At 39.9% G+C, this 21,992-nt stretch carries 18 protein-coding genes; 2 read left to right on the top strand and 16 right to left on the bottom strand.

The genetic code is table 11. The features are described 5' to 3' along the window. Positions 1 to 325: 325 nt before the first annotated feature. From fsa to IC621_RS09260, 10 genes are all read right to left on the bottom strand, one after another. Positions 326 to 994 carry a fructose-6-phosphate aldolase gene (gene fsa / locus IC621_RS09305; protein ID WP_191158021.1) on the bottom strand — a complete coding sequence of 223 codons (669 nt, stop codon included), beginning with the start codon at positions 992 to 994 and terminating at the stop codon, positions 326 to 328. A gap of 323 nt (positions 995 to 1,317) precedes the next feature. Next, a complete protein-coding gene (locus IC621_RS09300; protein WP_191158020.1) occupies positions 1,318 to 2,667 on the bottom strand; it encodes a glucose-6-phosphate isomerase in 1,350 nt (449 codons plus the stop codon). Between the two features lie 313 nt (positions 2,668 to 2,980). After that, positions 2,981 to 3,256, bottom strand: a complete 276-nt coding sequence (locus IC621_RS09295) for a phosphoenolpyruvate-utilizing N-terminal domain-containing protein (RefSeq protein WP_191158019.1) — start codon at positions 3,254 to 3,256, stop codon at positions 2,981 to 2,983. Positions 3,257 to 3,405: 149 nt separating this feature from the next. Beyond that, positions 3,406 to 5,406 carry a transketolase gene (gene tkt, locus IC621_RS09290; protein ID WP_191158018.1) on the bottom strand — a complete coding sequence of 667 codons (2,001 nt, stop codon included), beginning with the start codon at positions 5,404 to 5,406 and terminating at the stop codon, positions 3,406 to 3,408. Between the two features lie 79 nt (positions 5,407 to 5,485). Next, positions 5,486 to 6,424 (bottom strand): sugar-binding transcriptional regulator, encoded by a 939-nt coding sequence (locus tag IC621_RS09285; RefSeq protein ID WP_191158017.1) that lies wholly within the window; start codon positions 6,422 to 6,424, stop codon positions 5,486 to 5,488. Positions 6,425 to 6,480: 56 nt separating this feature from the next. Continuing rightward, a complete protein-coding gene (locus tag IC621_RS09280) occupies positions 6,481 to 6,840 on the bottom strand; it encodes a PTS glucitol/sorbitol transporter subunit IIA (RefSeq protein WP_191158016.1) in 360 nt (119 codons plus the stop codon). A gap of 40 nt (positions 6,841 to 6,880) precedes the next feature. Next, positions 6,881 to 7,900, bottom strand: a complete 1,020-nt coding sequence (gene srlE, locus IC621_RS09275) for a PTS glucitol/sorbitol transporter subunit IIB (protein ID WP_191158015.1) — start codon at positions 7,898 to 7,900, stop codon at positions 6,881 to 6,883. A gap of 17 nt (positions 7,901 to 7,917) precedes the next feature. After that, positions 7,918 to 8,445 (bottom strand): PTS glucitol/sorbitol transporter subunit IIC, encoded by a 528-nt coding sequence (gene srlA / locus IC621_RS09270; protein ID WP_191158014.1) that lies wholly within the window; start codon positions 8,443 to 8,445, stop codon positions 7,918 to 7,920. Between the two features lie 21 nt (positions 8,446 to 8,466). Next, positions 8,467 to 8,895, bottom strand: coding sequence for a transcriptional regulator GutM (locus IC621_RS09265; RefSeq protein ID WP_191158013.1), 429 nt, complete (start codon positions 8,893 to 8,895; stop codon positions 8,467 to 8,469). A 115-nt stretch (positions 8,896 to 9,010) separates the two neighbouring features. Continuing rightward, on the bottom strand, positions 9,011 to 10,279 hold the full coding sequence (locus tag IC621_RS09260) for an NAD(P)H-dependent oxidoreductase (protein WP_191158012.1): 1,269 nt from the start codon (positions 10,277 to 10,279) through the stop codon (positions 9,011 to 9,013). Between the two features lie 474 nt (positions 10,280 to 10,753). On the opposite strand from IC621_RS09260, the gene IC621_RS09255 reads away from it, so the two are divergent. Then, complete coding sequence (locus IC621_RS09255) at positions 10,754 to 12,079, top strand: short-chain fatty acid transporter (protein ID WP_396652999.1); 1,326 nt, start codon at positions 10,754 to 10,756, stop codon at positions 12,077 to 12,079. 375 nt (positions 12,080 to 12,454) lie between these two features. Here IC621_RS09255 and IC621_RS09250 read toward each other — a convergent pair whose 3' ends face one another. The 4 genes from IC621_RS09250 to IC621_RS09235 all read right to left on the bottom strand — a co-directional run bounded on the left by IC621_RS09250 (position 12,455) and on the right by IC621_RS09235 (position 18,418). Next, on the bottom strand, positions 12,455 to 14,026 hold the full coding sequence (locus tag IC621_RS09250) for a SagB family peptide dehydrogenase (protein WP_191158010.1): 1,572 nt from the start codon (positions 14,024 to 14,026) through the stop codon (positions 12,455 to 12,457). A 23-nt stretch (positions 14,027 to 14,049) separates the two neighbouring features. Continuing rightward, positions 14,050 to 15,990, bottom strand: a complete 1,941-nt coding sequence (locus IC621_RS09245; RefSeq protein ID WP_191158009.1) for a TOMM precursor leader peptide-binding protein — start codon at positions 15,988 to 15,990, stop codon at positions 14,050 to 14,052. Further along, positions 15,987 to 17,939, bottom strand: coding sequence for a putative thiazole-containing bacteriocin maturation protein (locus IC621_RS09240; protein ID WP_191158008.1), 1,953 nt, complete (start codon positions 17,937 to 17,939; stop codon positions 15,987 to 15,989). The genes IC621_RS09245 and IC621_RS09240 overlap by 4 nt, the downstream gene beginning before the upstream one ends. A gap of 170 nt (positions 17,940 to 18,109) precedes the next feature. After that, on the bottom strand, positions 18,110 to 18,418 hold the full coding sequence (locus IC621_RS09235) for a heterocycloanthracin/sonorensin family bacteriocin (RefSeq protein ID WP_191158007.1): 309 nt from the start codon (positions 18,416 to 18,418) through the stop codon (positions 18,110 to 18,112). A gap of 425 nt (positions 18,419 to 18,843) precedes the next feature. Between IC621_RS09235 and IC621_RS09230 the strand changes: the two genes are divergently transcribed. Continuing rightward, the gene (locus IC621_RS09230; RefSeq protein ID WP_191158006.1) at positions 18,844 to 19,038 is read left to right on the top strand and encodes a hypothetical protein; all 195 of its coding nucleotides are present in this window, start codon (positions 18,844 to 18,846) and stop codon (positions 19,036 to 19,038) included. Positions 19,039 to 19,116: 78 nt separating this feature from the next. Here IC621_RS09230 and IC621_RS09225 read toward each other — a convergent pair whose 3' ends face one another. Together IC621_RS09225 and IC621_RS09220 are read right to left on the bottom strand one after the other, a co-directional pair. Continuing rightward, positions 19,117 to 21,045, bottom strand: a complete 1,929-nt coding sequence (locus IC621_RS09225; RefSeq protein ID WP_191158004.1) for a heavy metal translocating P-type ATPase — start codon at positions 21,043 to 21,045, stop codon at positions 19,117 to 19,119. 379 nt (positions 21,046 to 21,424) lie between these two features. Continuing rightward, positions 21,425 to 21,964, bottom strand: a complete 540-nt coding sequence (locus tag IC621_RS09220; protein ID WP_191158002.1) for a TlpA family protein disulfide reductase — start codon at positions 21,962 to 21,964, stop codon at positions 21,425 to 21,427. Positions 21,965 to 21,992 lie beyond the last annotated feature (28 nt).

The raw sequence follows: 21,992 nt of genomic DNA, 5'->3' as shown, positions 1-21,992 counted from the left end.
AATCAACAGCAGGCAGCATAAAGGTAAAAATTGTAATTAAAAATCAAATTCTGCAAGTCTTTATTTCTTTAGAATAAGGAATTATGAAATTGATTCGATTATAAAATTAAACAATAACATTTTTTTGGATTTATTAATCTTTCAACTTCCTCTTTATCAAAAAACAAGTATGTCGATGTTAGGATTCAAATCCTTTCAGACTACCAAGAAAATTTTCACAGGAATTGTAGGCATGCATATCTAAAAAAGGACAACTTTACCATTTTCGAGTTGGAAGGAATAACGCTCCTTGCAGAGTTATTAAAGCTTTTCATTTTAGATAATTTTAGTTTTTAGGTGCTTTTTCCCAATCAGCAGCGAATTTTTCCAGACCTTGATCTGTTAGCGGATGCTTAGCAAGCTGCTCAATGACACTATATGGGATAGTTGCAATGTGAGCACCAGCCATAGCAACGCGAGTTACATGATCTGGGTGCCTGACAGAAGCTGCAATAATTTGTGAATCTAGGTTTTGAACACGAAATAATTCTGCAATTTTCGCTACTAATTGCACACCATCTTCAGAGATATCATCCAAACGGCCTAAGAATGGGGAAACATATGTGGCACCTGCACGAGCAGCCAAGAGTGCTTGATTTACTGTAAAAATAAGTGTAACGTTGGTTCTAACACCTTTTTTAGCAAGATAGCGACAAGCCTCTAAACCAGCTAACGTCATAGGAAGTTTAATGGTTACTTTCTTATCACCACCATTAATTTTGATGAGTTCTTCTGCTTGTGCGATCATCTCTTCAGCTGTCACAGCGTCAGGAGTTACTTCTGCAGAAACAGATTCAACCTCAGGGACTGATTGACAGATTTCTGCAATACGATCTTCGAATTTAATACCTTCTTTAGCAACTAAGGAAGGATTTGTTGTAACACCAGCTAAAACGCCAATTCTATATGCTTTTTTGATATCCTCAAGGTTTGCCGTATCAATAAAAAATTTCATGACAAATTGCCTCCATTTTTTTAAATTTAATGTGTTTTATTTATTTTTTTCGCACTTCTTTTTTCACAGCATGTCCATCAAAACTCGTTGTGAAGAGCTGCCACAAGTTTTCCTCAAATTACTTTAATGTTATTCGAGAAATCTATGGATTTAAATTTCCATAAAGACAATTATCATTCCATCTTAAGAATTTTATAACCTTTTTGTTGTTTGAACAACGTTTTCTGTCCTAAATCCAAACACCCCCTTTACCTCGACTCCAGTTCTTGAAGCTCCGAATGTCTCAAAGATCATCTCAAATAAACATGTGACACCCGCCTTATTTATAAACGTGCTTCGAGCTCTTGTCTTTCTTTTTCGAAACCTGGTTTGCCTAGAAGAGCGAACATGTTCTTTTTATACGCTTCCACTCCCGGCTGGTCAAACGGGTTAACCCCGAGTAAATAACCTGAAACCGCACATGCCTTTTCAAAGAAGTACACAAGATATCCGAATTGGTACGCACTCAGTTCTGGAATATTCACAACTAAATTGGGAACATTTCCATCTGTGTGGGCAAGCATCGTTCCTTGAAAGGCCTTTTTGTTCACATAGTCCATGCTTTTCCCTGCAATGTAATTTAGTCCGTCCAAATCTTGTTTTTCTTCTTCCATAAGAATTTCTTCGCGAACATTTTCAACATTCAGGACGGTTTCGAATAAATCACGACGTCCCTCCTGTACATATTGGCCCATCGAGTGTAGATCTGTCGAGAAATCTACAGACGCCGGGAATAATCCTTTGTTGTCTTTCCCTTCACTTTCACCGAACAGCTGTTTCCACCATTCTGAGAAATAATGCAGAGAAGGTTCATAGTTTACCATCAGTTCAATGGTCTTTCCCTTCGAATTAAGAATATTCCGAACAGCAGCATATTGATAAGCCTGATTTTCGGCAAGATCTGGAGAGCTAAAATCTTCACTTGCATCAGCTGCCCCTTTCATCACCGCTTCAATGTCTACACCACTTACAGCTATTGGAAGAAGTCCTACAGCAGTTAGTACAGAATAGCGGCCTCCCACATCATCAGGAATAACAAATGTTTCATACCCTTCTTCGTTAGCGAGAGTCTTTAATGCTCCGCGTTCTGTGTCTGTTGTTGCGTAAATGCGTTTGCGAGCTTTTTCAATACCATATTTCCCCTCAAGGAACTTACGGAAAATACGAAATGCGATAGCTGGTTCAGTTGTTGTACCAGATTTAGAAATAACATTAACAGACACATCTTTACCGTCTAAAAGAGCAAACAAATCTTTCACATAAGTTGAGCTGATGTTGTTTCCAACAAAAAACACCTGAGGTGCTTTCCGCTCTTCCTTGGATAGCAGATTGTAAAACGAGTGGTTGAGCATTTCAATTGCTGCACGGGCACCAAGATAGGATCCACCGATTCCGACAACAAGCAATACATCAGAGTCTGCTTTAATTTTCTCAGCAGCAGTTTGAATGTGTAAAAACTCCTCTCTGTCATACTTTTTTGGAAGGTCAATCCACCCAAGAAAATCCTTTCCAGCGCCTGTTTTATTATGCAATGATACGTGAACTGCTTTGACGGCATTAGTTAAGTTTTCGATTTCATGCTGACCGATAAATGGTAGTGCTTTAGAAAAATCAAAATGTAATTTATTATCCATTTCATCCTCCTAGAATGTAAACTCTAATTATTAAAAGGTCTATCCAAACCAATTTTTCGAGATATCCTTAATCACAAACTTTCGATTGCATTACTGGATACCAGTAAATATAATATCCTATACCATAAGTCCAATGGTTAAGTTGGACTTATAATATATGATTCTCTTTAATATAAGATTGGGACAACCTGTCCAAAAGAAGAATGATACGTCCTACTTAGTAATAAAATCAGCTATAAATTTTCCGAATTTTCTATTGAAAATCACTCTTTTTAACTGCTCAACTGGAGCAAACAAAGAAATTAAGCTTCATTTACAGATGACTTTTCACCACTGATATAACTTCTTCCGTTGTAGACATGGAGAGAATGGCTTCTGCATGATCATCCCCAAGTTCCTTGCGGGCGTGCTCTTTGATGTCCTCCAGCTCTAATTTGGATTGTGTAAGCGCCTCTTCAAATCGCAATACTTCTACATCCGTATCTGTTACTAGGGTCCTTTCTACTGTAAGCCTCGGGTTTTCCAAGCGAAAAGCTCTAGCAATAGAAAATCCCGGCGAAGCAGCAATCCCTTTGATTACTGTAGACATAGTTTTACTAATCCCTCACTTTTATACTTTTTCAACGTTAACAACGGGTTACATCCCATCTTCCATCTTTCAACAAAGGACGAGCATTACCGTGTAACTTTTTCCAATCATCTATGTTTCTTCTACTCTATTTTTTTACATGAACTCTACTACAATAGCTCTTTTACTTTTGCTACGATATTATCTACAGTAAAGCCATAATTCTCGATGATTTCTTTACCAGGAGCAGAAGCACCGAACTTATCAATGCCCAATACCTCTCCTTCTGTTCCTACATAGCGGTACCAACCCAAAGAAGCTCCCATTTCAATAGCAAGACGTTTTGTGACGTTTTTTGGCAATACAGACTCTTTATACTCGGCAGATTGAACTTCAAAGCGATCCAAAGCAGGCATACTAATAACAGATACATCAATCCCGTCTTGCTCCAATGCTTCTTGTGCTTTCACTGCAAGATTCACTTCAGAGCCTGTTGCCAGAAGAAGTGCATCTGCCGTTTCTTTCTTGTTTGGGGAAATGACATAGGCACCTTTGGATACTTTCTCATCCGTATCATCTTTTGCCCCTTCCAATGTCGGTAAATCTTGACGGGACAATACTAATGCTGTTGGTTTATCTGTAGACTCTAATGCAATCTTCCAGGCTGCACTTGATTCATTACCATCAGCAGGACGAATTACAGAAAGACCTGGCATTGCACGTAGTGCTGCCAACTGTTCAATTGGTTCGTGTGTAGGCCCATCTTCACCTACCGCAATACTGTCATGCGTGAATACATATGTTACAGGCAGTTTCATAAGTGCTGCAAGGCGAATAGCCGGACGTAAATAATCCGAGAATACAAAGAACGTCCCTCCATAAGTTTTCAAACCGCCGTGTAGGGCAATTCCATTCATGGCAGCTCCCATTGCAAATTCGCGAACACCATACCAAATGTTTTTACCGCTGTAATCTTTTCTTGTAAAATCTTTTTCTTTTTTCATATAGGTTTTGTTAGAACCTGCAAGATCTGCAGACCCTCCAAATAAAAACGGCAATATTTCCGAAATAGCATTAATGGCATCTCCCGAAGATGATCGGGTGGCGATGGCTTTGCCCGCCTCGTATTTTGGCAGATTGCTATCCCAAGCCTCAGGCAAACGCCCTTCGATTGCCATCTTCAATTCGTTTGCTAATTCCGGATACCTCTCTTCGTACTGTTTATACAAGATATTCCATTCTGTTTCTTTCTTCTTACCCGTTTCTTTTACCACGGTATGGAAATGATCGTAAACTTCTTCTGGCACGTAAAAATCCTGAGCGGAATTCCATGCATATGCTTGTTTTGTCAACGTGGCTTCATCCTTACCAAGCGGGGAACCATGAGAATCTGATTTACCGGATTTATTTGGAGAACCAAAACCAATGGTTGTTTTCACTTCAATTAAAGTTGGACGGTTTTCGTCCGCTTTTGCTTCCTCAATCGCTTTTGTAATCTCTTCAACATTATTGCCATCTTCTACTCGAATCACTTGCCATCCATACGCTTTGTAGCGTTCCTCTACATTTTCAGAGAAGGAGCGATGCAAATCGCCATCAAGGGAAATATCATTTGAATCGTATATTACTATCAAACGGTCCAAGCCTAAATGAGCTGCGAGAGAAGAAGCCTCTGCCGAAACACCTTCCATTAAGTCTCCATCCCCGCAAATCACATATGTATAATGGTCAATTATGTGATAAGAAGGACGATTATATTTTGCAGCTAAATGTCTTTCTGCCATTGCCATTCCGACTGCCTTTGCGATTCCTTGTCCCAACGGACCTGTAGTAGCATCAACGCCGGGAGTATGACCATATTCTGGGTGTCCGGGAGTTTTGCTTTCCCATTGACGGAATGATTGAATATCATCCATTGTGACATCATAACCTGATAAATGTAATAAACTATATAAGAGCATAGAGCCATGCCCGGCTGAAAGTACAAATCGATCACGGTTAAACCAATTTGGGTTTTCAGGATTTTGTTCCATGAATTTTGTCCACAATGTATACACCATTGGAGCAGCACCCATTGGCATTCCTGGATGACCCGAATTTGCTTTTTCAATTGCATCTATAGAGAGTGTTCGAATCGTTGACACAGCTAATTGTTCAATAGATTGATTCATTTCCTATTCTCCTCTTCCTTATTTTCCAAAAAATAATAGGACGATTTTATGCATATCTCGTCCTAAACTAATTTTTAATTTAATCCAACAAAGCCTGGCCCGTTTGCTCATCTGTCACTAATACATGTATTAACTTACCTTCCAAGGCTCCTTTTATTGCTTGTACTTTTTCCAATCCGCAAGCCACTCCAATGACAAGCGGAATCTCCCTTAATTGCTCTAAATCCAACGCAATAACTTTTTCATTCCATGAATTAAAAGATGCCCGCCCATTCTTATCGATGAAATTATAACAAATGTCTCCAACTACATCTGTCTGATCAAAATACTCCTGATGGCCCTGACCTAGATAAGACTTTACCATGGTTGAATGCTCAGGAGTTCCTCCAATCCCTACTATCGCTATATTAGATTGGGCTGATAAATTAAAAATATGTTGAATAGAAGTTTGCCTCATAAATATTTCCTTCGCGTCTTTGGAATCAACTACTACAGGAGCATGAAGAAGTTTATACTGAGCGTGCAGGCTTGTAGCCAGCTTAGCTGCAATTTGATTAGCATGTATATCCACCCGTTCATTTCCCATCCCTCCAACTAGAGGAACAAATGTAATAGAAGGATAGGGTTGGGAAGAGGTCATAGACTTTGCTATCTCATGTAAAGTTGTTCCTGCAGATACACCAATTGTTTGTCCGTCTCTCATTACTCGTAACAAATATTTACTAGCCGCAGCCCCCAATCTGCTTTTTGAAGATTCGCCGCCAAGATTGGGAGTGCATACTACTTCACGCAAACCATATAAACGTTCAATTTTCCCTTCAAGTCGCCTATATGGATGAATCATTTCATCATGAATAATAATTTCAACGAGTCCCAAGTCTCTAGCTTTTGAAAGGTATTTAGAGATTAGAGATCGACTCACGCCGATCTCATCTGCAATTTGTGATTGATTACGTCCTTCCTCATAATACATATGGGCCACTTTAACGAGCAATCTGCTATCTTCAAGTAAGTTCAAATTACTATCTCCTTTTTTTCTTTGTATGTGATCTGAACTCTAGGAGGTCTTTAGATTCACGCTTTAAATTCAATGACACTGCCATCTTTAATTTGTGGAAGTACATGCGGACTGGCAAACACAGCACCAGGAAGCACTTCTTCGGTAGGATCAGAGAAGTAGATTGAAATATGCCCAAGTTCCTTTAAATTATTGTTTGCTAATGATCCCACAGCAGTAATGGTAAATTCTTGCTCATCAATTTGAAGAATACTCCCTTCTTTGATTGCGCTTTCTGCCTGATCTTCTTCAACCTCATGGATGACGGCTACTTCTCTTAATCCTTCTGGTGCTTGAGGTCCAAATAAAATCATAATTTTCTCTTCCTCGAATGATAAAGCTAATTCTCCAATTTCTTTTACAATCGACTTATACATACTTTATACCTCCATTTGCTTTGTGATCATTTTAAAGTGATTAATACATTCCAATGCTTGCAACATAGGCAATTACAACAGCGAGAACACCAGTAATGAGACGACTATATAACACTGCCGGTACACCATATTGTACCGTTTCTTGTTTTGCTTCGCCAAGTGATAAACCAACTGGTATAAAGTCAGCACCTACTTGTGCGTTAATAGCGAATAAAGCAGGCAAGGCGAACTGAGGTGGTATATTCCCCTTGGCTATTTCAGTACCAATTAAAACACCGATAATTTGTGCTATCACAGAACCAGGACCCAACACCGGCGATAAGAATGGCAAGGTACAAACAAGGGCTAAAATTATTAACCCCCATAAAGAACCGGCAAGAGGTGATAAAAAGGTTGCAACAACATCTCCAATTCCTGTGTAGTTAATGATTCCAATAAGCATACTTACAAAGGCCATAAAAGGAATGATATTTTTTATAAGCATGTCAATTGAGTCTCGTCCTGCTTGATAAAAAGTTCCTGTTACTTTTCCAATGCTTTTTGAAAATCTCATCAAGAAATTATTACCGTTATCCTGATTTTCTTTTTTCAACTGTTCATAATTCTTTTTAAAGTTTTCTTTATCGTTTGTATCAGATTGTTTAGTTTCAGACGTTTCTTCAGGTTCTGGTTGACTTTCTGCTTCCCCCTCAGCTAACTTGATTTGTTTTTCTGTAACACCCGAAACAAAGATGTCCTCTGTAATATGTTTAGCCAGTGGGCCTGACGGTGAAGAGGGAAGAATATCAACTGTGGGAATACGTTTCATGGGATAAAGTCCAATTCTTGCCGTTCCTCCACAATCAATAACAACACACATCATTTCGTCTTCCGGTACCGAATTTTTAAATCCATCAACGGCTTCTGTTCCGGATACTTCAGCTATCTTTCTGGCGACCGGATGAATGCCTCCACCCGTAATGGAAACCACCTTTGTTTTTTTTCCTTTCGGTTCAATTCTTAGGCCTTTTCCCCAACCGCCTGAACCTTTATCAACAAAAATTGCGCGTTGCTGAGTCATGACAGTTCCTCCTTCAATTAAGAATTCGCTTCCATTCTTTTAGCTAGATATTTTGTGATAAGTTCAGTAATAACACCACGTAAAAGCATAATAACAATCCCTATTAGGAAATAACGAACGGCGAGATCAGACATGGAATAACCAGCTTCTTTTAAACCATTAGCAATTCCTAAATAGACAAAAAGTTCACCAGCATTCGCGTAAGGAAATAAAGCTGTAACAGGATGTAAGAAAGAAACTAGAGAATCAAAAAACGCTGGTTTTTGTTTTTCAGGTAAAAACCTTCCAAATGTATAAGCCATTGGATTTGTTAATAGCAAAATTGATAAGATAGGCATCAACGTATATCTTAACAATGTATATTTTGCCGCAAATTGAATGACTTTATTGACTCTCTCTTCTCCAATAAACTTAATCATTGCATACGTAAATGTTAGTAATACAACTAAAGTGGGAACAATTCCAGTTAACAAATCCATAAACTGTTTTCCGCCAGCTTCAAACATTCCGATAAAGTGTTCTCCGAACCATTGAATCCATTCCATCGAAATTAGCACTCCTTTCCATTAAAGCATGGAGATATTTTTTTTAGAAATTGATAATAAAGCATTTTCGGCAGCCTTTGAAAGAGCTTTATTGATGGCTGGTAATCGTCTATAATTTCCTTTTTTATTTATCTTAAATTCCCCTAAAGCGTCTAATACAGCTCCTGCATGTTGTCCTTTATATTTGCTCATTTCTTTAAATTTAGATAAAACAGAAATGCCATTAACTACATAACATTCTTGGATCAAGTAGTTTTTGTCGACGACAAGCATAGCGATTGCACCAGGACGAAATTTTCTTTTTTCCATACCAGAAAATAAATAATAACCTTCCTTGCCCCTGTAAGTGCTTACAACCCTATCCATACTTTTTCTATAGTAACGAACTTGGATAAATGTGAGTACATATTGTGTAATTAGCAAAAAACAGAGAATCATCACAAATTCCATAGAAAGTAATTCCCTCCTTGTATAAGTTCTCTTTAATTGAGAAAGAAAGGTGCGGCAAAACTTCTATTAAGCAAAGTTTTGCAGCACGCTTTTAACTTATATAGTTTCAACTACTTTATTTAGTATTAAGCGTTTTTGCAGGGAATAAATGATCCTGAAGTGATCTTAATTTCCAGACAGTTGTTGTAGGATCTAATTCTACATCATCAGTTGTTAGGAATTGACCTTGGCGAATATCTTTTTTCGCGACAACCTTTCCACTAATTAAACCAATTGGAATATGATCATTTCGCTTCATATCTTGATGAGTTTCAAGAACTCCGCGTACGGAATAACCTCCAATACCATCTAATGTTTCCCCGGCTTTAATATCACGTTTTGCAACAGCAACAGTATCAGAAATAGGTGCACCTAGCGGTTGAATGGAGCCTTCTTGTTGTAATACAGCTTTTGCAATTGTAATAGGTGTTTCTAGACTTGCTAGATGATATGGACGATATAAGATATGATGATCCCTTTCACCTTTTTTCAACAAATAATTTAGCTCGTGCGCTACAGCTTCATTTTGACCTTTTACAATGACAAATACTCCAGGTGCAAGACCATCTACATATTCAACTACACCAAATTTATTCAACAATCCACCATTTTCTTTAACATCTAAATCATTAACAACGGAATCAAGATCTCCAGAAATTCCGTGCATTCCAACAACATCCGGTACGAATCCAATAGCGTTTGCCAATAAATTCATTTCAGCCATTGTCTTAGTACCATCTTGGAAAGCAGCAAGCATATGAGAAGACATTTTTTTCTTGTTTGCCTCTTCTTGTGCAGTGTCAGGGTTTGCTGTGACATTTAATTTATTATTTTTTCCTTTACCTGCAACTAGTACTTCCATACCCATCGTTTTGGCAAATTCAAATAATTCAAGTGTTGCTGCCGGCTCATCCCCAGCTGACCCTGTGTAAACTAATCCAGCATTAGTAAACATTTGATGCATCACTGAACCGATTGTAATATCTACTTCAACATTTAATAAAATAAGATGTTTTTTAGACCTTAATGCTTCAAGTGAAATGTTGGCTCCTACTTCTGGAACACCTGTCGCATCAACGATAACTTCTACATTCGAAGATTGAATAACTTCACGAAAATCATTTGTTACTATAATTGATTCTTTTCTAGCTGCCTGTGAGTTATAGTAATCTGCAGCTCTATTAGCTGCCTCAACATTTATATCACTAATTCCGGTTACACACATACCAGGAATACGAGAAATTTGTCCAATCATTCCAAATCCCATTTGCCCAGCACCGATAACCCCCACTTTAATTGGCTCGTTCGCACTTTCTCTTTCTAAAAGTTTTTGATAGATTGACATATGTTTACATCCTCCTTCTCATAATTCATAAAAAGTCTTAGAAAGGCCTTCATACAAAAGAAAAATAAAGTACTTTACATACTTAACATTTGTTTAACGGATTAACATTCAAAAAATATTTTTAACTTTTTATTTATATATTAACAAAAGTTAATATATTTTCACCTTTGATACATCCATTAACATTTGTTAACTGTATGAGCCTATTCTAAAATAGAATGAAAGGGTTGTCAATAAAAATTTATGAAATAAAGAGATGATAGAGGAGGGACTTATTCGTGAAGTTGGATAATGATCGCCATACCTTATTATCGGGCGACAGGTAAGGAGGGTGGTACGAAATGAGAATTGTCATTGCAGAAGATCAAATCAAAAAGTATTCTCACCTATTTATTTTTTATAGGTAAAAAAGGGAATCAATAGTTTTTGCGGAATAATACATAATGACTGCGATTCATAAAGGGGATGATTCAATTGAAAGTACTAATTTCTTTATCAAACCGACTCATGCAGAAGTATTTGCCTGATCCTTATCTATTTGTCGTTTTACTCACTTTTGCAGTATTTGGTTTAGGTCTAATTTTTACTAAAAGCACCCCCGTAGAAATGGTCCAATATTGGGGAGAAGGGTTTTGGGGGTTGTTGTCGTTTGCCATGCAGATGGTTCTTGTTTTAGTAACTGGCCATGTATTAGCAAGCAGTCCTTTTTTCAAAAAACTGCTTGGTTCACTAGCCTCTGTTGCAAAAACACCAGGACAAGGAATTGTCTATGTAAGTATTGTCTCTATGGCCGCCAGCTGGATAAACTGGGGGTTTGGCCTTGTAATTGGAGCTCTTTATGCAAGAGAGCTGGCTAAAAGAATCCCGCAGATAGATTACAGGCTATTAATAGCAAGCGCTTACAGTGGTTTTGTTGTTTGGCATGGAGGTATTTCAGGGTCTATTCCATTGACAATTGCTACTGAAGGTCACTTTTCTGAAAAAATTATCGGCATTATTCCTACCAGCGAGACCATCTTTGCCCCATATAACTTATTAATTATCGGAGCACTCTTTGTTACTCTTCCGATTATTAATAGATTGATGATGCCTGCAAAAGAGCAAACAGTTATCGTTGATCCCGCATTGCTGAATGACGCATCAGACCTGCAGGCAGCAACGTTGGAAAAAACGGATATGACACCTGCAGAACGGCTAGAAAATAGCAAAGTGATCTCATGGCTGATTGGATTAATGGGGCTTGGATTTCTTATCTATTATTTTGTGAATAACGGATTTCTATTAAACTTAGATATTGTTAACTTTTTATTTTTATTCCTAGGCATTCTGTTTCACGGAACACCCAGGCTCTTTTTACAAGCGATTACAAATGCGGTTAAAGGAGCAAGCGGAATCATTCTGCAGTTTCCTTTTTATGCGGGTATTATGGGGATGATGGTCGCCTCTGGATTAGCAGCAGTGATGTCGGAGGCATTTGTTTCTATATCAAACGAATTTACTTTTCCATTGTTCGCTTTTTGGAGTGCGGGCTTGGTGAATTTCTTCGTTCCATCTGGCGGAGGACAATGGGCGGTTCAAGCTCCTGTTATGTTAGAGGCGGCAAACGCTTTGGATGTTTCCTATGCTAAAACAGCTATGGCTGTAGCATGGGGGGATGCATGGACAAATCTTATCCAGCCTTTTTGGGCCTTGCCTGCGCTCGCAATTGCCGGCTTAAAAGCCAAGGACATCATGGGATTTTGTGTATTCGTTCTTATAGTAAGCGGAATTATCATATCTCTAGGACTATTACTGTTTTAAACCAGCTGGGGACTCTTGTATTGAGTCCCCATTCTTTTCTTCCTATTCACCCAAGGTTAAATTTTGATACACTGAATTCCTACAAAAAATAAAAAATCAAAGCTACATTCCAAAAGGAGCCATAACTATGAAAGATAACCCAAAAACTGCAGATTTAGACGTGTCAACGGGAAAAATTGCTGTCGCAATCGCTGATGTGAAAAGATAAGAACCTAGATATGCTGGACTCCTACTTGAAATAATAAAATTTATCAAAAGAATAGGAATCCGTTAAAACTCGGTAAAGAAATGAAGAATAATTTTCCCAAACTAAGTATTTCCAACGTAATGTAAGTACATCTCTTCGTCTGTCACATTTAAGCTTTATTTTCTTACTTAACTATGCAAACTACCCTTCAACCAAGGGCGGTCTCGGTAAGGGCCGATCGGGATTTGGATTAAGCTGGTTTTTCCTTGTCGATCCAGTTTGTATATCTCATCACTCAACTTCGCATCAAACCCGAGTAGCGGGTGTCCTCCCATCTCGAGGGCTGAAGCCGCTAACAGTAATCGTTGCACGAGCATCCCCGCTTCCATTTGTTGAATTCGATATCCTCTGTACCCCAGTTCCGAAATGAAGTGATCTTTATCCCCTGCAACATGAAAACAGAGCGGTACTTGGAATAAATTCACATTTCCTGCAGACATTCCATATTGAAAACTGAGTCGATGATCACCGAGATCTACCTGTCGTAAGGCATGACCAGAGCTGTCATAATGATAAGCACCGTCCGGAATGCCTTCAACATTATTCAAACAGCCATATAGTGAAACACGGGAAACTTGCTTCTCATGAACTTCATCCAAATCATTTCGATACAAGTACGCGGACATTGCTTCCTGTAGCAGGGTGGCCAATTGCGACCTGCTTACCTTTCCAAAAATGAAATCCATGTCCGGGGAAAATCGCTTTTGACAAACCAATGCCAGATCATATGATAACCGCTTCATGGCAGGGAGAGTTACCGATTGCCTCTCACAATTCAACTTCTCCCTCGCCTTTATTCGCCGAAACGATTTAGTTGATTCCAGTATGGCAGCTTCATTTATCTTCGTTAACATCGGAAACGATTTGACCCTTTGGGATCGGACATAGTGCTTATTTTGAATCGCCGGCAACTCTATGCACAGTTCGGCAGCCGATACAAGTTCATCTCTGCCACCCACATTTGTAAACCAACTTGTGGGTTCCACTGTTAACGGGATAACAGCATACACACTCTCTTCTTCTTCGGTTAGGCCAAGCAGATGGTTGATCGCCCGATCTAGGTACTGGAAGTACACCCCCGCAGCAAAACCAAACCGCTTTGCTACTTCCAGTAACTGTCCAATTATCACACCAGCATCTAACCCTTGCAGACGGTAGGCAAAGTTATTGTATTTATAGAAATTTTTCCAAAACATTGTCGATACAAAAACCGTTCCAAAGCAAGCGGACACGTCACAGCGATTACCTAGAGCCCGGGCAATATATGAATCGAAATTACCTTCTCTCAAGAATACCAAGCGATGGTGCGCCACATCATAATGGTACACCCCAACAGGCAAATCTTCCATCTTTAGATACACGTACAATTCGTTTGGATACAACGCCCCACCGGAAGGAACAAACCGCCGGTACGACTGCATTAATTCCGGAGCTTGTTCTGAGGAGGTAAATGCTGACTGTGAAAGTTGAGAAAGGCCGAATACATACCAGAGAAAATGACCGATTCTTCGAAGGTTAGGCTGTTCCGGTGCTTTCCATTCTTCAAGCGTCAGCGGTACTTCCGAAGATAATGGGAAAACAGGCAAGCCACGGTAGATCTTATAAGGAAGCGGCGCATCATCCCAATCCACTTCCCAGTCCGTTGGGGTTGCCTTATCAATGTCAAAATGCAGATTGTGCAGAAATGTCTCTAGACCCATTCTCCAATCCTCCTAGTTACCGCTTATGGAAACGGATGTGGATGTTGATTGAGCTGTTCAAGTGTCAGCGGTTGCTTCACATATCCAAGTTCCATCGGTACCCGAAGCACCCTCTCCAGCCCTGTTACTCTCGTTAGGTGATGTCCGAATGTCATTGGCAACATCCCCGGAATAAGCACTTTCACGCAATGCAGTCCGTTTCGTTTCGTTTCCGATGTTGATTGATCCACCACAATCACATCGAGGTTCAATCCACGAAACTTTTGAAGAATGTCATGCAAATCATCGGTCAGATCTGCATGAGATGACTTCCACTTGAATTCCTCATCAAACGAGCGCAACGGACGATTATTGTCCAGCAAAAACTGCAGGCGCTCTTGCGCTTGCGGCAAACCGTACAGCATGCCATGATCATCCATCTTCTGCACCAAGTAAGGATCTTGCAGCATTCGCACAAACTCCCCATGGTTCATCTCTAATTTCTCATCAAGCGTCAACATCATGGCAGCCAACTCGTGAATCGTGCTTTTCACAGCCCGCACTGGATCCAGATGAGCTCCGGCTGCACAGATAATATTCAATCCCTTTTGCTTCCTGTTTTTTGCTATTGCCCAAACGCTAGGTATTCCATGCTCCATCGTCGAGTTATAAAAATGCAGATCATATCCCCCCACTGTCCGCACACGGTCGATCATCAACTTCAATTCTTGATCGTTTGCCGAATAAGGGTCAAGACGCGGGAGGGGTAACTCTGCATACCAAGTCATTAGAAATGAATCACGTTCCACCACTTCCAAAATACCGTAGAAAATGGCTTCCTCCAAACTTCCTCCTAACGCGCATCCGTTGGAAGTTTCATAGACAAATCCTTGTCCGCACTCCAAGCTGTAATAGGCAAGCAACTCAGGAACTAAAATTGGAGACTCTTGCAAAAACGAATAGCCCCATACCCACTTTATCGGACGATCAGGGTCAAACTGTTCAAATGGAAAACCTGGCTGTTCATACTGTTCCTTCGCATGCACTCCTACTGTAATTGGATGGAGTGCTTGATCTTTCAGATTACGGTAACTATCATAGACCACTGTCCGTTTTCCACGGGGTGTCATACCGCAGGACCGCTCCAAGCCCTCCAAAATAGCAGTTAACTCGCTTATCGCGTATGAATGAGTCCGGCCTGCTACTCCCTCGTCACCTGAGAATAACGGCAAATTTACACCTACATCAGCGAAAGGCGGCAAAAGGTCATGCATTTTCCCATTAAAAATTCCCATTCGATCATCCAGATAGTCTTTAACTAGAACTTTATTTAGATCGTCCATCGAACGGCAGCGGTAACTGCCTTCAACCTTGGGACATGGTTTTAGTGAAATTCGGGCAGCGGCCTGTGAATCGTCAGGTAATTGACTACAAACCGGACATAACGGATCGGGAAGAAAAGTATGCCATGAACTTTTTAATGTTTTCAAATTGACTAATAATACTCTTCCTTCCGAGTACACATCATCGCCTTTCAGTATCCTTTGCACCTCCGACCCAAGCAGGCAGGCGATATGCAATAGCCCCGTGCTCGATGCCCACGCGTCACGCGACATCCCACCTTCCGCTGCTAGCCTCTGCCCAATTTCCCACATCTCTTTACGGTCGCGTCCTGCCATGAGATGTCGCATGTCCGCACATCGGAAGCACCCTTGTGTATTCGAGCGGACTAGCGGTCCGACCACGCCTTCTCCAAATGAAACGAAGCCTCGCAGCCAAGGGATGCCGGTTGGACGTAACACCTCTTCCGCTTTTTGATGAACGGATGGATTCCAGGCATCGTGCAACACTAGAACTAAATCTGTCGCTTCAGGTATTCCTGCCTCGAAATCAATATGTCGAACTACCTGGTATTGGGCTGACAATTCTTCACACACTTGGTCTGTTAACATTCCTTCTCCTACAACCAATACAACTGCACTCACCCGGATTCCTCCTCTCGCAGCAACATACCATACGCACCTACCAGTTCCTTTTTCAAATATGGTTCTATTGCTAGTTCGAAAACCAAGAGCCGCTTGCGGTTCCTTTCCAAGACTTGCAATGCGGACTGCAAGACCTCGGACTGTGGTATTTCTTCACTCGTTCGGATTTCAATGCGTTGCGGTTCCTTTTCCACAAGAAACACGGTCGAATCCGCCAACGTTTGTGTTGCTTGATTTTTTCCATTCATAAGTGCCTGTTGTAACGCTTTTTGCAACGCCATTGTTGTATTCAGACCTACACTGCCGTACCAGCGATCATCCGTATTGACCCATACTACAGGGAAGCCGGACACTTCCTTTCCTAACCCGATGATCGGTTCACCCTGCATCGTGGTCAGTGCCTGTAAATAATACCGACAACCTTCATCTTCTACATCACTTAACTGTACTCGAGATACAACATTCTTCTGATCGACCAGTTGTTTGCTCAGTTCATCTGTTAAACACTTTTGCAATCCACGGCAAACGCCTTCTGCAATAGTTTCTCCCGCTCCGACACCAACAAATTCCTCGGATCCTACAATACTTCCCTCTGCTTTCTGGTGTGGAGGAAGAGTTGTAACGAACACATCGAGCATCCGGGACACATATGCTTCAATCCCAGATAGACCCGCTTCTTTCCGTGCCTTCTCATGTGTCAGTTCTGTACAGACAATACTTGGTAACAGCTCAGCAGGGCCCTTAGGCAACGGGTCAACAGGCTGAACACGGCACTGTGCTAACGGTAACTGCTTTAAATCCTCTTCCTCTAAAATATGAAAAACACCTGATTCCGCTGATGTCAACTGACTAAAGTAAAGAAGCAATTCGCTTGATTCCTCTCTGCTTGAGCTCTTTTTAAGCTCCAAATCTAAATCTTGAACCCATTTAGCTGCAGCACGTCCGGTCACTAGCGGATGAGGCAGGAACGAATGCCAATTTCCTTCCAACGTTTCCAAATGAAGCAGGAAGAATTGATTCCTCGGTTCTGATTCAGTAACTCTCGTAACGTGTTTAAACAATTCGAACACGATCACATTGGCCAACATCGCTCCTGCTGTGGAAGTAAAGCTGGGTAATTGCTCTTCATTACCAAACACATTTTGGTGTATGCTGCGCCAAGCAGACTCCCAACATCCTTCAGAGTCTGGATGAACCAGAGGACCTGCCAGACCGACCTGGTGCAGAAATATGGCAGGAAGTAACAGCTTTTTCTCTTCCCTGCAAATCTTATGAAGAGCTCGTAGTTCCTCTACATCGCCTTCCTGTGACACATACAAAAACGAATCAAACGACTGCACGATCTCCCGCCAAGAACTTTCCCCCTCCTTTTTCAGGATGACCTCCTCTACTGCTACCTCGGGGTCTGTTTTACGGGCATGTACCACCAATTCTTCTAACCGCGGCCGATTTGTCGGTACTGAGTCCGTAATCAGCACATGGAATTTAGGCAATCCAGATTCAAGCAACGAAGAAACCAACGAGACAAAAAAAGGGCCAGAGCCGATCGCCAACACTTTTGCCTGACGATAGGCTTGAAAACGAAACGCACCAGAATCGCCAAAACTTTCCAAAAATTCGATTTGTGAAGCATACTTTTTAAGAACATGATCTGCCAATTGATACGGACGGTCTTGACTTACATCTCGAACAAACCCGTTTCGATGCAGCACTTCTGCAATTTCATACACACGATCTCGATATGGACCCGGCAATCCGTTTGTCAAATGCCCCAACGTGTATTCCCCATTGAACATCGGTATCAGCTTGTCAACCCACTGATCTATCGTACTGCCTTTCATATGGAACGAACATACATTATTCCGAAAATATACACCGCTGTTTGGATCAGGGAGAAAAAAAGTGTCCCTTTTCACTTTCAGACGCATAGAAGGGTTCAAATTCGTCATTTTGCTCCTCCTTATCCACGTGAGGGTCCTAATAGCATCATTTTCTATTTCCACTATAATCTTATGTAGTGGAATTTGTCTCTTATGTCTAAATTACTAGAGAAAAACCCCTGCAAATCATGCAGGGGCTTTTCTCCATAGCTAACCACGTTTTCCATTCGAAACTAGAATTATCGATCTCCGCAGCGTCCTCCGCCACAGCGACCGCCACAATTTCCACCGCATCGTCCCCCGCAATTTCCACCGCAACGGCCGCCGCAATTACCACCGCAGCGAAAGCAATTAGAGCAACGAAAGCAATTAAAGCAATTAAAGCAGTTAAAACAGTTAAAACAATTAAAACAACTAAAACATCTGAAAAAGACTCCAATTTGTCGATTTTGATCCACATGGTATTGGTTTGGATCCCAAGGAATAGCCTCGTTTGCTTGGAAATCACCAACATTCAACATTTGAAGTTCATTTTGGAAATTATTCATTTTTCATACCTCCGGATTTAAAATAACAAGGTGTGCAGGCAACCTAAAAGGGGATTAAAAAGAAATCAACTTTGAAATAAAAGACTCAACCAATGCTTCTAATACTCTCCTCAACAAAATATGAAAGCTGCTTGGGCATAGTTACTGATTCAAATACCTATTTTTTTAAAATTTTAAATTTAAGACGGAACCCTTATGCAAGGAGAGAAGCAATAGTTTGATGAGTCATACTAAATCAGATCCACTTAATTTTTCGACAAAAAGGAGACTGGAGGGACAGATGAGAGAATTTTTTCTTCCTTCGTAATCATACATCGTTAACTTGGAATGTTAGAAAGTCGGCTTATTTCATTCAAGCTCTTTTTTCGATACAATAAAAAGGATAGAGAGATGTCTTTTGACTGTACATGAGGAGTTGTTACATCTTGGTTCAATTTATTAAAAACCGGATTGTTCAAATATTATGTATCATTGGATTAGTTTCCCCATTCATAGGAATGAAACTAATTAACTTCTATTATTTTAGTACGCTTATTGGTTGGATAATTGGTTTTATTTGCTTTGTTTCTGCCTATATTATCGTTATTAAAAAACCGGACAAGAAAACAGATCAAGAGTAATCTGCAGTAAAAAAACGTTAAGATGATAATCTACCCTAACGTTTTTTTGATATATCCTCCATTGATCAGAGTTTTACTTTAAGTTTTTAAAAGTCTTAGACCATTCAGAATAACGAGGATCGTGCTGCCTTCATGACCGATTACACCAAGAGGCAGGTCAAGAACCTGCAGGAAATTTGAGCATATAAGGATTGCAATCATCCCCATAGAAAAGATGATATTTTGTTTTACGATCCGATTCATTTTTTTTGAAAGATCAATGGCTTCAATCATTTTGGACAAGTCATTTTTCATTAAAACAATGTCAGCTGTCTCTAAAGCAACATCTGTTCCTTCCCCCATTGCCACACCGGTATCTGCTGTAGCAAGTGCCGGGGCATCATTAATTCCGTCTCCAATCATTGCTACTTTGCCATATTCTTTTTCAAGCTTTTTTAATTGATTTACTTTATCTTCAGGCAAGCATTCAGCTATATATGTGTCGACTTTTGATTCTTTCGCAATAGCCTTTGCTGTCGTTTCACTGTCACCTGTTAACATCACTGTATGAATACCGGCTGATTTTAGCTTATTGATGGCTTCAGAGGTTTCCCTACGAAGAACATCTTTTAGCCCGATCATACCTGCAATGCCGTGTTGATCCTTCACATAAACAATCGTTTTTCCTTGCTCTGACAACTGTTTATACGCGCCATTATGAAACTTGTGTGCAAGTTCTTTTCCTACAAAATCAGCTTTTCCAATCAACCATTCGCTTTCTGCTTTCCATGCCTTCATTCCATTGCCTGACTCTTCATAAACAGTAAGCCATTCAGACGACATTGAAGGATATTTTTTTTGAAGATAATCGACTATTGCCTTCGCCAAAGGATGATTTGATTGTTTTTCAATTGATAAGACCGTTTGATAAAAATCTTCATCCTGCAAATCTTCCCGAATGAAAACATCTGTAACGGCAGGTTCCCCTTTTGTTAAGGTACCTGTTTTATCAAAAGCCACCACTTTGGTTTTACTTAATCGTTCAAGGTGGATACCACCTTTAAAAAGCAAACCGCTGCGTGCACCATTTGAGATAGCAGAGAGGGTCGCTGGCATAATTGAAGCAACTAGAGCACATGGGGATGCGACTACCATAAGGACCATCGCCCGATAAAATGTCTCAGACCAGCTCCACCCAAGTAAAAAGTGCGGCAAAAACATCATTACACCAACAGCAATAAGCACAGCTTTCACATAGGTTCCTTCAAATTTCTCAACAAATTGCTGTGATGGGGATTTCTCGGATTGTGCACTTTGCACTAGGGATAATATCTTTTGAAATAAAGACTGATCACTTGTTTTTGTTACTTTAACCGTTATAGCCCCATTCACATTCACTGTCCCGGCAAACACCTCATCACCTAATGCCTTTGATACCGGGATGGATTCACCAGTAATAGCGGCCTGATCAATCGTTGTCTCTCCATTCTCCACCTCACCATCAGCTGGGAGTCTTTCCCCTGGTTTTACAACTATTAAATCATCAATTTTCAACCGTGAAACATGAACTCGCTGTTCTTTTCCATTAACTAGCAAGACTGCTTCTTCAGGCTGTATTTCCATTAAAGCTGATAAATCCCGCTGACTTTTGTTTAAGGTATAGGTTTCCAGCGCCCCGCTGAGTGCAAAAATAAAAATTAGGATAGCGCCTTCCATCCAATATCCGATGATCGCTGAACCAATTGCCGCAAAAATCATAAGAAGCTCAACATTTAATGTTTTCTCTGCAATCGTCTCCTCGATACCTTCCTTCGCTTTTGCAAATCCACCAATAACAAATGCAAGAACAAATAAAGAGATTGATAGGAAAGATTCTGCATCTCTTCCTGTATACCAAGCTATAAAAATGAGAATTCCGGAAAGCAAGGCGGCAATTAATTCACCATGCTCCTTCCATTTTTTAAATATTGATGGTTCTTCGTTATTACTTGTATGCTGAATAGTTGTGTTTACTTTAGCTTCCACCATTTATCACCTCTAACTGAGAATAGTAATCAAATTCATTTCCGTCTAAGAACATCAAAAGCTGCCTTGTCGGCAGCAATAATATCTTGTATTTAGTGATTTATCATTATTATAACAAAAATATGATTATTTTCAAATAAAAATTATTATAATTAGTAAATAATAATAATTATAATTAAAATCTATTTTACTTTAATTATGAAATCCCCTTTTTATGTATTTAATAAACGGGTTAACTAAAACTTCCTTTATCATATTCCTATTTATTGTAGATGTTCTTATTGGAAAATTCTTCTCTTGTTAGATTTGATTGCAGAGTTATTTTCTGCAGCTTAAAACGTAAGCAAAAAACTCAGCATCTTTATACGTGGGTTCTTAAAAATCATTCGTTATCTATAAATTCCTTCATTATTTCCTCATTAAGTGGACCAACATATTTCTGAATGATCTTACCATCTTCGTTTAACATGTAGGTAGTTGGGATCGTTAAAATTTGATAAGTATGGCCCACTGAACCCATTGTATCCAGTAACACAGGAAAGGTTAGCTTATTTTCACCAACAAATTGCTTAATCTTCATCTTATTTCTTTCTGCTGAGGTTAGGTTCACTGCAACAATTTCCATTTTATTGTGATGGTTTTCATAAAAATGCTGCATAACTGGCATTTCAGATTTACATGGAGAACACCATGATGCCCAAAAATTAAGAATAACCTTCTTCCCTTTAAAATCAGAGAGCCTCACTTCTTTACCATCCAATGTAGTCAAAATAAACTCTGGCGCATACTCTCTTTCTACGGTCCCAATTGAGGTTTGAGCAGTCATCTGGTGATCCTGCTTTAATGGGGCATTTAATCCGCTTAACCCTAAAGAAGCAGACAAAAAAAGATGAACTGCCAGTATCGTTGAAAACAACTCCATCCACTCTCCTTATCCATTATTTAACTTT

Source organism: Metabacillus arenae (assembly GCF_014773385.1).
Classification (GTDB): domain Bacteria; phylum Bacillota; class Bacilli; order Bacillales; family Bacillaceae; genus Metabacillus_D; species Metabacillus_D arenae.
This window is presented reverse-complemented; position numbering and strand designations above follow the sequence as displayed.